17 protein-coding genes are annotated in these 14,536 nt (G+C 66.4%); 5 read left to right on the forward strand and 12 right to left on the reverse strand.

What is annotated here, in order from left to right:
• Window positions 1–5: 5 nt before the first annotated feature.
• The 10 genes from QTI33_RS06830 to QTI33_RS06875 all read right to left on the reverse strand — a co-directional run bounded on the left by QTI33_RS06830 (window position 6) and on the right by QTI33_RS06875 (window position 7,259).
• Window positions 6–1,328: a C4-dicarboxylate transporter DctA gene (locus QTI33_RS06830; protein WP_286505025.1), complete on the reverse strand. Its 1,323-nt coding sequence runs from the start codon at window positions 1,326–1,328 to the stop codon at window positions 6–8.
• Window positions 1,329–1,594: 266 nt separating this feature from the next.
• On the reverse strand, window positions 1,595–2,206 hold the full coding sequence (locus QTI33_RS06835) for a YdeI/OmpD-associated family protein (protein WP_286505026.1): 612 nt from the start codon (window positions 2,204–2,206) through the stop codon (window positions 1,595–1,597).
• 121 nt (window positions 2,207–2,327) lie between these two features.
• Window positions 2,328–3,752, reverse strand: coding sequence for an amidohydrolase (locus QTI33_RS06840; RefSeq protein ID WP_286505027.1), 1,425 nt, complete (start codon window positions 3,750–3,752; stop codon window positions 2,328–2,330).
• Between the two features lie 217 nt (window positions 3,753–3,969).
• A complete protein-coding gene (locus QTI33_RS06845; RefSeq protein ID WP_286505028.1) occupies window positions 3,970–4,215 on the reverse strand; it encodes a hypothetical protein in 246 nt (81 codons plus the stop codon).
• Window positions 4,216–4,278: 63 nt separating this feature from the next.
• Window positions 4,279–4,671, reverse strand: a complete 393-nt coding sequence (locus tag QTI33_RS06850; RefSeq protein WP_286505029.1) for a VOC family protein — start codon at window positions 4,669–4,671, stop codon at window positions 4,279–4,281.
• A 93-nt stretch (window positions 4,672–4,764) separates the two neighbouring features.
• Window positions 4,765–5,079 carry a DUF1801 domain-containing protein gene (locus QTI33_RS06855; protein ID WP_286505030.1) on the reverse strand — a complete coding sequence of 105 codons (315 nt, stop codon included), beginning with the start codon at window positions 5,077–5,079 and terminating at the stop codon, window positions 4,765–4,767.
• Between the two features lie 116 nt (window positions 5,080–5,195).
• A complete protein-coding gene (locus QTI33_RS06860; protein WP_286505031.1) occupies window positions 5,196–5,417 on the reverse strand; it encodes a DUF7661 family protein in 222 nt (73 codons plus the stop codon).
• A gap of 1 nt (window position 5,418) precedes the next feature.
• Entirely contained in the window at window positions 5,419–6,084 is a 666-nt protein-coding gene (locus tag QTI33_RS06865; RefSeq protein WP_286505032.1) for a glutathione S-transferase family protein, read from the reverse strand.
• A gap of 40 nt (window positions 6,085–6,124) precedes the next feature.
• A complete protein-coding gene (locus QTI33_RS06870; RefSeq protein ID WP_286505033.1) occupies window positions 6,125–6,673 on the reverse strand; it encodes a GNAT family N-acetyltransferase in 549 nt (182 codons plus the stop codon).
• 1 nt (window position 6,674) lies between these two features.
• Window positions 6,675–7,259 (reverse strand): helix-turn-helix domain-containing protein, encoded by a 585-nt coding sequence (locus tag QTI33_RS06875; protein ID WP_286505034.1) that lies wholly within the window; start codon window positions 7,257–7,259, stop codon window positions 6,675–6,677.
• Between the two features lie 101 nt (window positions 7,260–7,360).
• Between QTI33_RS06875 and QTI33_RS06880 the strand changes: the two genes are divergently transcribed.
• Window positions 7,361–8,209 (forward strand): aldo/keto reductase, encoded by an 849-nt coding sequence (locus tag QTI33_RS06880; RefSeq protein ID WP_286505035.1) that lies wholly within the window; start codon window positions 7,361–7,363, stop codon window positions 8,207–8,209.
• Window positions 8,210–8,216: 7 nt separating this feature from the next.
• Here QTI33_RS06880 and QTI33_RS06885 read toward each other — a convergent pair whose 3' ends face one another.
• On the reverse strand, window positions 8,217–9,701 hold the full coding sequence (locus QTI33_RS06885) for a nucleobase:cation symporter-2 family protein (RefSeq protein WP_286505036.1): 1,485 nt from the start codon (window positions 9,699–9,701) through the stop codon (window positions 8,217–8,219).
• A 288-nt stretch (window positions 9,702–9,989) separates the two neighbouring features.
• Here QTI33_RS06885 and QTI33_RS06890 point away from each other — a divergent pair, with 288 nt between their 5' ends.
• The 4 genes from QTI33_RS06890 (at window position 9,990) to QTI33_RS06905 (ending at window position 13,555) form a co-directional block, all read left to right on the forward strand.
• A complete protein-coding gene (locus tag QTI33_RS06890; protein WP_286505037.1) occupies window positions 9,990–10,238 on the forward strand; it encodes a hypothetical protein in 249 nt (82 codons plus the stop codon).
• A gap of 33 nt (window positions 10,239–10,271) precedes the next feature.
• Entirely contained in the window at window positions 10,272–10,466 is a 195-nt protein-coding gene (locus tag QTI33_RS06895) for a hypothetical protein (protein WP_286505038.1), read from the forward strand.
• Between the two features lie 329 nt (window positions 10,467–10,795).
• Window positions 10,796–11,428 carry a response regulator transcription factor gene (locus QTI33_RS06900; protein ID WP_286505039.1) on the forward strand — a complete coding sequence of 211 codons (633 nt, stop codon included), beginning with the start codon at window positions 10,796–10,798 and terminating at the stop codon, window positions 11,426–11,428.
• 24 nt (window positions 11,429–11,452) lie between these two features.
• Window positions 11,453–13,555 carry an ATP-binding protein gene (locus QTI33_RS06905; protein ID WP_286505040.1) on the forward strand — a complete coding sequence of 701 codons (2,103 nt, stop codon included), beginning with the start codon at window positions 11,453–11,455 and terminating at the stop codon, window positions 13,553–13,555.
• Here the strand turns inward: QTI33_RS06905 and QTI33_RS06910 are convergent.
• Window positions 13,552–14,460 carry a universal stress protein gene (locus tag QTI33_RS06910; RefSeq protein WP_286505041.1) on the reverse strand — a complete coding sequence of 303 codons (909 nt, stop codon included), beginning with the start codon at window positions 14,458–14,460 and terminating at the stop codon, window positions 13,552–13,554. The two genes, QTI33_RS06905 and QTI33_RS06910, sit on opposite strands and share 4 nt — an antisense overlap.
• Window positions 14,461–14,536: the final 76 nt, after the last annotated feature.

Below are 14,536 nucleotides of genomic sequence, written 5' to 3' on the forward strand. Positions count from 1 at the left end.
CGGGGTCAGTGGGTGGCCGGGATGGCGGCCGGCGAGCCGGGGTCGGCCAAGGGTTCGTCTTCGGGCGAATGGGTGCCGTCGAGCACCGCATGGGCCCGTTCGCGGTCGATGTCGCCTTCCCAGGCGGCGATCGCCACGGTGGCAACGCAGTTGCCGATCAGGTTGCCGAGCGCGCGGGCGATGCCCATGAACCAGTCGACCGACAGCACCAGCACCAGCCCGATGGCGGGGATCGCGGGGATGGCGTGCAAGGTGGCGGCCAGCACCACGATGGCCGAACCCGGCACGCCGTGCGCACCCTTGGAGGTGACCAGCGCGATCGCCAGGATGGTCATCAGGTCGGCCATCGAGATCGGCGTGTTGGTGGCCTGGGCGATGAACACCGCGGCCAGCGTGATGTAGATCGAGAAAGCGTCGAGGTTGAACGAGTAGCCGGTGGGAATCACCAGGCCCACGGTCGAATCGCGGATGCCCATGTGGCGCAGCTTGGCCATGATCTGCGGCAGCACGCTGTCGGAGGATGTGGTGGCGAAGACGATGGTGAGCTCTTCGCGCAGGTAGCGCAGCAGCTTGACCAGGCTGAAGCCCGACAGGCGCATCACCAGCCCGAGCACCACGAAAACGAAGAACAGCACCGCGACATAGAACAGCGCCACCAGCATGCCGAGCTGCTTGAGCGACCCGACGCCGTACTGCCCGACCGTGAACGCGATGGCGCCCAGCACGCCCAGCGGTGCCAGCTTGATGATGATGCCCATGATCTTGAACAGCACCAGCGAGAGCGCATCCACCACCTGCGCCACCGGGCGGCCGCGTTCGCCGAGCAAGGTCAGGGCGCAGCCGAACAGCACCGCGAACAGCAGCACCTGCAGCACGTCGCCGGTGGCGAAGGCGTTGACCACCGTGGTCGGGATCAGCTTCATGAGGAACTCGACCGTGCCGCCGCTGGTGAGCTTGTCGGCGTTCGAGGCATAGGCGCTCATGGCCGCCGGGTCGAGCTTGGAGGGGTCGACGTTCATGCCGACGCCGGGCTTGAAGACGAAGGCCAGCACCAGCCCGAGCGCCAGGGCGACGGTGGTCAGCACCTCGAAGTAGACCAGCGCCTTGACCCCGACCCGGCCGACGCGCCGCAGGTCGCCGGCGCCCGAGATGCCGTGCACCACGACGCAGAACACCAGCACCGGGATGATCATCTTGATCAGCTTGATGAAGCCGTCGCCCAGCGGCTTGAGCTTGACGGCGAAGTCCGGAAAGAACAGGCCCGCCACGACGCCGAGCACCAGCGCGATGACCACCTGACCGAAGAGCGATTTGAAGAAACGTGGCATGAAGGGTCCCCATGAAGGTTTGCATGCAAGCTGCACGTTGTCTTGCATACAAGCAATGTAGGCAAGTTTCGGAGGGAGTGTTCGAGGGTATTCCCGGGTGGAGCCATGCGCAAACAAGCAAGGCAATCCCAGCCCCTGCCTCTCGGCGGGTGGATGCGCACGCGCTTCGCGTCGTCGCATTCGTGCAGGGCCTGAAGTAGAAGCAAGAAATGTCCTCTCACGGCGCCACATCGGTGTGCTGCGGCACGCACGACTGCGCCTGATCTTCAGTCCGAGGCCTTGGCCTTGGGCCTGAAGATGTGCACGACCTCACCTTGCCCGAGCATTTCCACCAGCTTGGCGATACGCCTGGCACGCGTCTCCGGCTTGACCGCCGTCTGCACGCGCCAGAGCACAGCGTAGCGGTTGGACGCACTGATGGTCGCGAAGAAGGCCTTCGCCGTCGGGCTTGCCTCCAGCGCGGCCTGCAGGTCGTCCGGCACGCTGGACGTGCGCGCGCTGTCGTAGGCCTTGCCCCAGCGGCCGTCGGTCTTCGCGGCCTCGATCTGGGCCTGCCCCGCGGGCTGGATGCGTCCGGCCTCGATCAGCGCGGCGACCTTGTCCACATTGATCTTGGACCAGATGCTGCGTGCGCGCCGCGGCGTGAAGCGTTGCAGGAAGTGCTGGTCGTCGAGCCCTTTCTTCTGGCCGTCGATCCAGCCCCAGCACAGCGCGATCTCGACGGCCTCGGGGTAGGTCACACCGGGTTCGTCGGCGCCTTTCTTCGCAATCTTCAACCACAGCCCGTCCGACGAGGCGTGGTGCTTTTTCAGCCACGCGTCGAAGGCCTTGGCGGACTTGAAGAGGGTCGCAGCAGTGGCGGGTTTCGTGCCGGGCATGTCGTCGCTTCCAGAGTTCGGCCCTTGGCAGGCGCATGCCGCCTGGATCGCCGTTCGGGCATTCATTGGCTCGGAACGCCGGCCGGGACTGCGGGATGCGCCGCCCCGGAAAGCGGGGTTGTCAGACGGCCTTCGGGACTGCGCCGTGGACGAGTCTGCCCTTGTGGAAAACAGCATTGCGCAGGGGCAGGCGAGCAACCGCCTCCGCCGAACAACTCGCCGGCAGAAGATTGAAGCTCGCCGCGTCCCCGGCTTTCGGCCACGCCTGCCCACCTTGGTTGTCGAGCGGCGTGACGAAGCCAGTCGCATAGCCCAGCGTGCGGCTGATGTCGTATTCGGTGCTGGAATACTGGAGGCGGGCGATCTCCTGGGCCTTCTGCAGGATGTCGCCATTGCCGAACGAATTCCACCAGTCCATGACGCTGTCGGTGCCGCAGATCACCTTGACGCCCGCCTCGTGCAGTTCGCGCAGCGGCATGGCGCCCTTGCCCAACGGAACCGCGCTGGCCAGGGTGACGTCGAGCGCCTTCATGCGGGCTGCCATGTCCTTGAGTTCGTCCTTGGAGAGTTCGGCGAAGGCATAGGCGTGGCTGAAGGTCACGTTGCCTTGCAGCTGCTTGTTCTTCTCCATGTGATCCATGATGCGATGGAACGCGGGAATGGCGGTGCCGCGCGGCTCATGGACATGGATGTCGATTCCGACATTGAAATCGATCGCGAGCTGGACCGTCGTGTCGACCGACTTCTCCATCGCGTGATCGAAAGAGGTGGGATCGACCCCACCGACATAGCTGACACCGCCCGACCTCAATGCCTCGCGCATCAATCCTGCGCTGTCGGAGGCCAGCAGGCCGTGCTGCGGAAAGATGATGATCTTCGAATCCAAGGAATCCTTGAAGCGGTCGAGCGACGCCTTGAGATGTTCGAGATTGCCCAGCTTGCTGACGGGATCGACGTTGCAATGACTGCGGCACACGGTCGTGCCCTGCGAATGCATGAGACGGATCATGGCCGCCGTACGCTCTTCGGCCACCGGGAGAAGCCTGGGCAGAAGCTCTTGCTCCTGGGCGACGCGGTCTGCCCGTCCATGCTGCGTCGGCAGTGTCGCTTCCCACGGGCCGCCGTAGAAGCTCTTGTCCAGATGGATGTGCATGTCGCGAAAGGTCGGCAGCATCAATTGCCCTTGCGCGTCATAGACCGCTGCGTCCGGAGGAACAGCCGATTTCGCTTCCAGGACGTCGGCCACGGCGCCATTGGCGATGCGCAGCGTCTTCAGTTCGGTCTTGGTGTGCGCGATGACCGGCGTGTCGAGCCAGGGCTTCTTTTCCTCGACAAAGCCGGTCTCGAATCGGACGTTGGTCAGGTAATAGGCGTTCGGCAGGGTCTGCACGTTGGAGATGGGCGTGGTGACCGTGCTCACATCGATCACGGAAGCGGCGGCTGCCCGTCCAGGGTGACTCATCAGGCTGGCCCCGACGGCCAGGCCTCCGGCGCCAACGGCGCCCACGAAGCCGCGACGCGAAAGCCCTGACGGTGGGTTGTCCATATTCGTGTCCTTGATGGCACTACCGAAATACGTGATTGGCCGGGTCGACACATGATAGGTCCGGATCCGCGCGATGTCTCGGGTTCCGTTGACCCGAACGAGCGGTGATCTCGGCGGCTGCGTGTCCGTCCCGACGAAGCGTCAATTGCGAGAAACACGAAGACGACCGCTGCCGCGAGCAACCCCCAGCTCAAGGCCAGGGCCGAGTTGCGCCTGCTCAGACCAGGGCGAAAAAGGCGATGACGCCGACGAAGGCAACGGCAGGAATCCAGATCGCGCCCGCGAGCGCAAACCGAGGCAACTCGCCAGCGATTTGACGAAGCCGGTCTGCCGCCGGATGGCCGCGTGGGAGGAGCGCCGCGACGATGAGCAGGCCCACCACGAGCGACATGGCCAGCCCGGTCAGCGCTGCGATGGCGACGAAGAGAACGAAATTGAACGAGAGGGGCACCGGGCTCGGCATTCGACCGATTGTTCTCAAATGCCTGTTTGTGTGCACGCGCTTCGGGCGCGCGCTTGAACACAATCAGCGGCCCGCCCCGACTGGCAGCTCCTGGCCAACCATGAAGCGATGCCCGTCGGGCGTCGCGACCACGAATTCACGCATGCCATGCGGTCTGTCCACCGGCGGCTGCAGTATCAGCGCGCCGCGGTGGACGAATTCTTCATGAAGTGCATCGACATCATCCACATGCAGGTATCCGAAGTAGCTGTGGTCGCCGGTCGCAGACGGCGGGATGGCGTCTGGACAATGGCCGATCATGATGCGCACGTCGCCTCGCGAAAGCAACTGCCACCCGGTGCCTTCCGGCCACTCGGCCTGGAAGCCAAGGGAGTCTCTGAAGTAGGCGGTGTTCCGATCGAGGTCGGGCACGGCCAAAACGAACGAAAACGGGCGTAGCTGATGTGCGTGCGGCATCGGAATTGCTCTTCATGGTGTGTCTGTACGCAGTGTGATCCGCTCAAGCCGGGCGGCTGCTGCCGCCCAGGCGGGCCTACGGCTTCTGGCACCTCAGCCGCTCACGAGCGCGATGGCCTGCTCGATATAGAGGGCCGCATGCTTGTCGCGAATGTCGGACAGCTGTTTGAACTTCAGGTGGCGGCGGTATTTTCCGGCGCCTTCCAGCAATCGCGCCGGATCGTGAAACCTGTAGCCTTCGCCGAATTCGAGGCTGACGTGTGTCTTGTACGAGAAGATCCCGCAAAAGGAATCGTCGAGGCAGTACAGCACGCCGCCGTAGATCATCTTCTCTGTCGCCGTCCTGGCCAGGCGCAGGATCTCCTTTCGCAGGGCGACTGCGATCTGATGTTTTTGCGGATCGACCAAGCCGAGGTCGTTAAGAAGTCGTCGACTCTCGATGTAGTGGTTGCCATTTTTCCTTTCGTTCTTTTTCCTTCGCTGCGAGCCGGCGGAGATGCATGGCCAGGCGCACCGGAGCGCCCCTAGCCGGGCACGATCTCGAAAACGTCGCCGTTCGTCGGCGTCGCGTCCTCGTGGTAGACATCGTAGAGATACTGCGCCAGCTCGGCGTGCGGCAGGTCGGAAGGAATCGCCAGTTCTGCTGGACGACGCTTGCCGTCATTTCCCGGCAGGTAGCAGACCCACGCATCGCCGACGCGTTCGATGGAGATGATGCGTCCGAAGACGTTGAAACGGTGTCTCATGTCACCCGTTTCGCCCGCGCGATGCATCGCCAGCCGTGAACACCGCCAGCTGATCGGCAAAAGCACGTTGGTAAGCCGGCCGAGCTTCGCCGCGGGCAACATAGCCGACGAGATTCGGATACTCGTCCAGGAGAGTCGACCCGCTCAATCTGCGCAGCACCGTCACCATCAGCAGGTCGCCGGCGCTGAATGCATCGTCGAGCCAATCCGCGGCGCCGAGTCGGCGGGACAGTTCCCCCAGCCGGACCCGGACGCGTTCATCGAGGACGGGCAGGCGCGCCTCGAACCAGGGCTTGTCGTGCTCCAGGATCATCGCGATGCCGCGATCGAGGATCGGCGGCTCCACGGTGTTCAGCGCGGCGAACATCCAGGTGATCGCGCGCGCCCGCCCGTTGGCAGCGTCCGGCAGCAGGCCCGGGTGGCGCTCGGCGATATGGAACACGATGGCACCCGACTCGAACAGGGCGAGACCGCCTTCTTCGTAAGTCGGAATCTGTCCGAAGGGATGAAGCGCCAGATGCGCGGGCTTCTTCATCTCGCTGAACGACACCAGGCGAACGGCGTAAGGCTGGCCCGCTTCTTCGAGCGCCCAGCGAACGCGCATGTCGCGCGCCAGTCCCCGGCCCCGATCGGGCGATTGCTCGAAGGCGGTGATGGTCGGGGTCATCGGCATGCTCCAGTGGATGGCAGGACGCCAGTGTCGTCCTTCAGGCGCCCGGCAGGGGCTCCAGTTCGCGGTAAAAAAAGGTCGTGGCGCAGAGCCCGCCCTGCGGCAGCAGCGCGTAGCCGGGGATCACGCCGGCGCGCTGCCATCCCAGCCGGGCATAGAGCCGTTCGGCGCTCTCGCTGGCAGTGTCGAGCACCAGCAGCGATTTGCCGCGGTCGCGCGCCATCTGCTCGGCCGCCTGCAACAGCGCCTCGCCCCAACCCTGGCAGCGCGCGCGCCGCAGCACCAGCATCTTCGACAGGTCGGCGCGATGCGGCTGGTTGTCGGGCTGGGCCAGCACGAGCTGCACGGTGCCCACGATCCCCGCGTCATCCTCGGCAACCAGCAGGGCGCGCTCGCCCCGCGCGACCCCTTCCGCCACCTCGCGCCAGAACGCCATGGCGCGCGAGAGCGGCAAGGGGTGCATGAAGCTCACCGAAGCGCCGCCCTCCACGCAATCGATCAACAGTTCAGCGAGTGCGCGCAGATGCGCGTCGGAGACGGTCTGGAGCCGGCGGACACGCCGGGCGGAAAGGCTTGAGGTCTGCATGTCATCTCCAAGGCGAGGGCAGGGTGGCGATCACGACCGCATAGCGCGTGTGGCGCCGCGTGGGGTTGTGGTAGCTCACGGGGCGGTCCAGCGCGTGGGCCAGACAGTCCCCGGCGTCGAGCCGATGGCAGACCTCGCCGACCGTGACTTCGATGGTGTTCTCGAGCACCCACACCTGCTGGTGGATGCGCGGCTCGCGGGCGCCGGTCTCGTAGGCCACGCGCGCCTGCGGCGGGAAGGCCACCTCGACGATCTGGATCGGCGAAGCCCCGCCGGCGGGCGAGACGTTGCGCCGCACGTAGCCCGAATGCGGATCGCGCCACAAGGGCTGGTCGGCCAGCCGCGCCACCGGGTCGTCGCTGGCCTGCGCCGCCTCGAACAGCGAGGCCAGCGCGACGCCGAGCCCGGTGGCGAGCTTCTCGAGCACGACCGCGGTGGGGCTGCTCTCGCCGCGCTCGATCAGCGAGATCATCGAACGGCTGACGCCGCAGTGCGTCGCCAGCGCGTCGAGCGACAGGCCGCGCGCGGCGCGCAGCTCGCGCACCCGTTGGGCGATGCGGTCGCTCAGGTTTGCTTTATCCGTCATGTTGGATCGAGTATCCGGTATATTGGATAAGACGTCCAGCCGCCGCTTGGTTAGGATCGTTGGCTGACGCGATCCGACGCCGTGACCGACAAGGAATACCCATGCGAACCCTGGAACTGCCCGGCGGCGCGACGATGCCCGCCTTCGGCCTGGGCACCTGGAAGATCGGCGAATCCGCCGGCCGCCGCGCCGCCGAAGTCGCTGCGCTGCGCGCCGCCATCGCGATGGGCTACCGGCTGATCGACAGCGCCCAGATGTACGGCGAAGGCGGCGCCGAGGAGGTGGTCGGCCAAGCCGTGGCCGAGGCTCTGCGCGCGGGCGATGTGCGGCGCGAGGCGCTGTTCATCGTCAGCAAGGTCTATCCGCACAACGCCAGCCGCGCCGGAACGCCCAAGGCCTGCGCGCGCAGCCTGGCGCGGCTCGGGCTCGACCACATCGACCTGTATCTGCTGCACTGGCGCGGCGAGCATCCGCTCGGCGACACCTGCGAGGCGATGCAGGCGCTGGTCGCCGCAGGAAAGATCCGCCATTGGGGCGTCAGCAACTTCGACACCGACGACATGGAGGAACTCGCCGCCCTGGCCAGCGACTGCGCCGCCAACCAGGTCTATTACTCGGTCGCCGAGCGCGGCCCCGAGTTCAGCCTGCTGCCCTGGCAGCACGAACGAGGCATCCCGCTGATGGCCTACAGCCCGATCGACCAGGGGGCGTTGGCCGCCGACGCGGGCCTGCAGCAGATCGCGCAGCGGCTGGGCATCGGCGCGGCGCAGCTCGCGCTGGCATGGGTGCTGGCGCAGCCCGGCGTGGCCGCGATCCCGAAGGCGGTGCGCGAGAGCCATCTGCGCGAGAACCTCGCGGCGGCCGCGCTGACGCTGCACCCGGAGGTGCTGGCCGAAATCGATCGCCTGCACCCGGCGCCGCGGCGCAATAGGCCGCTGGCGATGATCTGAGCCGGGGTCAGTGCGCCTCGGCCTGCTTGGCGGCCGCGACGATCGCCGCCTCGTCATGCTTGGCCCCGTTCAGGAACAGGTTCAACAGCACCGCGCAGACCGAAGCCAGCAGGATCCCCGACTCCACCAGCGAGTGGATCGCGTGCGGCATCCACTGCTTGAAGTTGGGTGCCAGCAGCGGGATCATGCCGACGCCGATCGACACCGCGACGATCATCGCGTTGTGGCGGTTGGTCTTGAAGTCCACGCCCGAGAGGATGCGGATGCCGGTCGCCGCGACCATGCCGAACATCACCAGGCCGGCACCGCCCAGCACCACGGTGGGCAGCGACTCGACCAGTGCCGCCATCTTCGGCAGCAGGCCCAGCACGACAAGGATCACGCCGCCGGCCACGCAGACGTAGCGGCTCTTGATGCCGGTCACCGCCACCAGCCCGACGTTCTGCGAGAAGCTGGTGTACGGGAAGGTGTTGAAGATGCCGCCGATCAAGGTGCCCAGGCCGTCGGTGCGCAGGCCGCGCGCCAGGTCCTGCTGGCTGATCTTGCGCTCGGTCATCTCGCCGAGCGCGAGGAACATGCCGGTCGACTCGATCATCACCACGATCATGATCAGCGACATCGTGAGGATCAGCACCGGGTCGAATTTCGGCATGCCGAAGTGGAAGGGCAGCACGATGTCGAACCAGGCCGCGCTGCCGACCTTCTCGAAGGTCATGAAGCCGAAGAGGGTCGCGACCACCGCGCCGATCACGATGCCCAGCAGCACCGAGATGTTGGCGATGAAGCCGCGGGCGTACTTCACGATCAGCAGGATCGACACCAGCACCAGGGCCGCGATGGCCAGCCCGCCGAGGTCGGCGTAGCGCGGGTTGGGCACCGACGGCACGATCGACAGCCCCTTGGGCAGCGGCGGCACGGCCGAGCCGGGCGACGTGACATCGGCCAGCCACTTGGCGTACACCGGGTCGACCAGCGCCGGCGCGGTCGGGCCGACCGGGTTGCCGAAGATCCAGTTGATGCCCACGCGCATCAGGCTGATGCCGATCACCGCGATGATGGTGCCGGTAACCACGGGCGGAAAGAAGCGCAGCATGCGCGAGACCATCGGCGCGATCAGGATCGAGATGATGCCAGCGCCGATGATCGCGCCGAACAGCAACTGCGCGCCGGCCTGGCCCGGGTTGGCGTTGGCGATCGCGACCATCGGTGCGACCGACGCGAAGGTCACGCCCATCATCACCGGCAGCTTGATGCCGAACCACTGGGTGGCGCCCAGCGCCTGGATCAGGGTCGCGATGCCGCAGCAGAACAGGTCGGCGGAGATCAGCAGCGCGACCTCCTGCGGCGTGAGCTTGAGCGCGCGGCCGACGATCAGCGGCACCGCCACCGCGCCGGCATACATCACGAGCACGTGCTGCAGGCCGAGGGCCGCGAGTTTGCCGGCCGGCAGGCGCTGGTCGACCGGGTGGATGGAAGGCGAGGCAGCCGTCATTGCGTGGACTCCTGGGCAGCGTGGAGGAAGGGGAGGGGCGAACGCTTCGTTGCGTTGAATCGTTCACCGTTCTGTACGCGAAACTGTATACAAACCAGGTGATCGCCTGTATGGCGGAAAACCCGTGGTGTGGCCTTGCAAATCGCGGGCCCGCCGCCGCCGTCGCAAAAACGTAGAAGAAATAATGATTCATCTTGTTACTTTTGAAGTAATTAGGCACAATGTATTACATCGATGTGCGGCCGATCCCCGGCGCGACACGATCCACCCTTTCCATGCGAGGCCCCCATGAAGACCCAGAAACAGGCAATCAATGAAGGCTACGACGTCGATCTGTCGGGCCCCGGACGACCGATGGGCGCCAAGGGCAAGTACCCGGACTTCGACGTGATCCCCCTGCTCACGGAGATGGAGGCCGAGCTCATCAACACGCTGGGCCTGGTGCGCCAGCTGCTGCTCGAAGGCGTGCCGTCGAAGGACGCCCGGGAGGGCGTGGTGCTCGCCATCGACGGGTTGCTGGCCGCCGCGCGCTCGTGATCTTTCGGCGACCAACGAACGAGGAGACAGCACATGAACAGCTACAAGACCGTGAGCCAGGCGACCGGCGTGGCGCGCACCTTGAGCCGCAGCGCCGGCTGCACCATCCTGGTCTACCAGGCCGGCGACAACCGGTTCGTCACGGCGCGACCGTCCGACGCGGTCAGCGGGCTGGTGATCGGCATCTACCAGAACGGCTACAAGCTGCAGAGCGCCCAGCGGGCCTGATTCCCCGAAAACTCTTCGTAGAAAATTTTGGTATCAAATCCAATTAATGGATTGTTATCAATTCAATCAAGATTTCTTCTTTGAATACTCGGAAAATTCCGAATTATCAATGAGAAAACTCTGAATTTTGAAAAACCGGATCCGGAATCCTATGTGATCTTTTTCGCGAACTGCTGCATTATTGATTCTCGAATGCCTGATGAATTCCATCATCAATTGAGAAACGCCCTAAAATTGCGTTGAATTGTGAGGGGCATGACACTGGAAAAAAACAACAGTCGCCCTCGCGAGCGGCCTCAGGCCATCGAACTCAACGCAAGGGAATCCATATGCACTCAGTCATCGTTGTCGACGATCATCCCGCCATTCGCCTGGCGGTCCGGGCGGCCCTCGAATCCGGCGGCGAGTTCCAGGTCGTGGGCGAGGCCGGCGACGGCCCCTCGGCCCTGGCTACGATCCGCGACCAGCGTCCCGACCTGGTCATCCTCGACCTCGACCTGCCGCGGCTCAGCGGGCTCGACCTGATCGAGCGGCTGAGAAAGTCCCTGCCGTCGACCAAGCTGCTGGTGCTGTCGGCCCAGCCGGAATCCATCTTTGCCGCCCGCACCGTGCAGGCGGGCGCCAATGGCTTCATGAGCAAGAGCGAAGACATGTCGGCCGTCACGCAGGCGGCCAGGACGGTGCTTGCCGGCTACAGCATGTTTCCATCGTCTGCGCTGTCGTCGCACGGGCACACGAATACCGGCGCCCCGCCCGATGTGTTGATGAAGTCGCTTTCCGACCGCGAATTGACGGTGCTGCAATACCTGGCGCGCGGCATGAGCAACAAGGAAATCGCCGAAACCCTGTTGATCAGCAACAAGACGATCAGCAGCTACAAGACGCGCATATTCGAGAAGCTCGGAATTTCCACGCTGGTCGAACTGGTCGATTTCACCCGCGCCCATCACCTCGTCTCCTGAAAGGGGCGAATGATGTGGGGGGAAATGTCGGGGCTCGTGCCCTGGGGATATGAAATCGCTGCCGGATTTGCGCTGTGCTTCGTCATCAGCGTGATCTGGAACCGGAAACTGCGCCATGAGATGCGCCGGCGACTCGCCGTCAAAGCCGAATTGCGCGACCAGCTCGCCTTTCAGCGCGCCCTGCTCGACGCCATCCCGCAGGCGATCTGCGTGCGCGACGTCGAGGCCAGGCTGGTGTTCTGCAATGCCGCCTTCGAGAAGATGTGCGGCACCACCCGCGCCGCCATGGAGGGCAAGACCGTGGGCGAAAGCGGTCTTGACTACATCAACCAGGACAATTCGGCCCTGCTCCACGCCCGCTATCTCGACATGCTGGCGACTGGCGAGCCGCTGAACGACGATGTCGACGTGGTCCTCGATGGCGAGACGCGCCGGCTGGCGCACTGGGCGGTCCCGATCTCCCTGTCGCCGGGCGGCCAGAAGCGCGCCCTGGTGGCCGGCGCGATCGATGTCACCGAGCGCCACCATCTGATCCATCTGAGCCAGGTCGCGCGGGCCGAGGCCGAGGAGGCCAGCCGCGCCAAGTCCAACTTCCTCGCCACCATGAGTCACGAGATCCGCACGCCCATGAACGCCGTGCTGGGCATGCTCGAACTGCTGACGCGTGAAGGCCGGCTGTCGGCCAAGGACCGCGAATCGGTGGACCTGGCCCGGACGTCGGCCGTGGCCCTGCTCGGGCTCATCGACGACATCCTCGACATCTCCAAGATCGAGGCCGGCGGCCTCGAAATCGCCCTGGCGCCGGCCCGGCTGCCGGCGATCGTCGACGAGGTGGCCCGGATCTTCGGCGGCCTGGCGCGCCAGCACGGCCTGGCGATGGTGCTCGACATCGATCCCGCGGTCGGCGAATGGCACAGCGTGGACGCGGTGCGCTTCAGGCAGATCGCCAACAACCTGGTGAGCAACGCCATCAAGTACACCGATGCCGGCAGCGTCACCGTGCGGCTGCGCCATGTGGGCCGCGAGGCCGGCGTCGAGACGATCGCCCTCGAGGTCGAGGACACCGGCATCGGGATTGCCCCGGAAGACGTGGCGAACCTGTTCCGGCCGTTCTTCCAGGCCGAGGCGGCCGGCCCGCGCGCCATCGGCGGCACCGGCCTGGGCCTGCCGATCGTCCAGCGCCTGTGCCGGCTGCTGGGCGGCAGCATCGACGTCCGCAGCCAGCGCGGCCAGGGCACCTGCGTCCGGGTCGAACTCGCGCTGCAGGCCGCGTCGCCCCCGCAGGCCGCCCCGGCCGCGGCCGCTGCGCCGGAGCCCGGCGCCTTGCTGCGGCAGCGTGGCCGCAGGATCCTGGCGGTCGACGACCATCCGGCCAACCGGCTGCTGCTGCAGCGCCAGCTCGAGCACCTGGGCCTCGCCTGCGAACTGGCGGAGGATGGCGAGACCGCCCTGGAACTCTGGCGCGACGGTGGCTTCGACCTGGTCATCACCGACTGTTCCATGCCGGTCATGGACGGCTATGCCCTGGCGCTAGCCATCCGGGCGCTGGAACACGAGCGTGGCCTGCCGCGCTGCCCGGTGCTCGGCTGCACGGCGCATGTCCAGGAGGAGGACCGGCGCCACGCGCTCGAGGCCGGCATGGACGAGTGCCTCATGAAGCCGTTCAGCCTCGATGCCTTGGCGGCGGCGCTGCATCGCCATCTGCCCGCGGATGCGGCCGCGCCGCGCCTTGCGACACCGGTCGAAGCGCCGCCGCACGAGCCCTTCGAGGCCGCCTTCGACCCGCTGGCGCTGCGCAGCCTGTCCGACGACGACGCCCAGGTCGAGTCGCGCTTTCTCGAGGCGCTGTGGCGGACCAACCGCAGCGACATCCGCGAACTCGCCGTGCATGTCGGGTCGGGGGCGCTGGCCGAGGCGTCGTCGGTGGCGCACAAGATCCTGGGCCCGGCCCGGATGGTCCGGGCCCAGCGCGTGATGCGGGCCTGCGAGCTGCTCCAGCGGGCCTGCCGTGGCGAGCCGGCGCAAAGCCCCGGCGCCGCCTTGGCCCAGCTCGAGGCGGCGGTCGACGAACTCGACCGCGAGATCGAAATGCGGCTGAAGGGCCTGGCGCGGCCTGAACGCGCCTAGCCGTTCAAGGCGCCCTTCAGATCCCCGCGTTCGGCCTCGAACCGTTGGCGCGCCGCGGCCCGGGTCGAGGCCTGGAAATCATCCGGCACGATCAGCACGTCGCTGGTGGCCCAGCACAGCACCCGGTGGGCCACGCTGCCGAACACGAAGTCCGCGATCGGCGAGCTGCGCCGCTTTCCGACCACCAGCAGGTCGGCGCCCACGTGGTCCTGCTGGACCACCGCCTGGCGGGCGGGGTCGCCGTAGCCGATGGCGCTCATCACGCGGTTGCGGCGGGTGTCGAACGAATCGGTCAGCCAGAAGATGCGGTCGCGGGCGTGGCGCATGCATTCATGACGGTAGGCCTGGATCGCACGCCGCGATGCCTCGGCCGACCGCAGCTTGGCCTCGTTCAGTGTGCTGATGGCATGGAACAGCTCGACCTCGGCGTTGCTGTCCAGCATCCATGCCAGCTGGACCAGCCGTTTCGAGGCGGGCGTGAAGTCGACGGCGACCAGGATGCGTTCGTAGCCCTGGCGCGGCGCGGTCCTGGTCACCAGCACCGGGCAGCGGCACAGGCGCGCCAGCCGCTCGGCCGGCTGCCCCTGCAGCAGCGAGGCCAGCGTGCGCTCGCGCCGGTGGCTCATGACCAGCAGGTCCGCGCAGCTGGCTTCCTCGGCGACATGCGCCAGCGTGTTCGCGGTCTGGGCGACCGGCCGCACCGTGAAGCCGAAGCGATGGCCCAGTTTCCTGGCGACATGGGCGAGCCGGCCGGCGCTGTTCGGGGGTGGCGCGCTGCCGCTCGCCGGCAGCACCATGAGCTTGAGGACGGCGCGGTGCTCGGCCGCGAGCCGGGCCGCGCGTTCGAGGGCGAGGCGGGATGGCGGTGAGAAGTCGGTCACGGCCAGGATGGATCGGATGGTCATGGAGGTCTCCTCTTCGCGCGTGGCGCGCGCGCTGGCGCCGCGGTCGAGGCACGACCGCGCGCTGCGTGGGCTGGAA

This window comes from Variovorax davisae (assembly GCF_030316845.1).
Taxonomy (GTDB): domain Bacteria; phylum Pseudomonadota; class Gammaproteobacteria; order Burkholderiales; family Burkholderiaceae_C; genus Variovorax; species Variovorax davisae.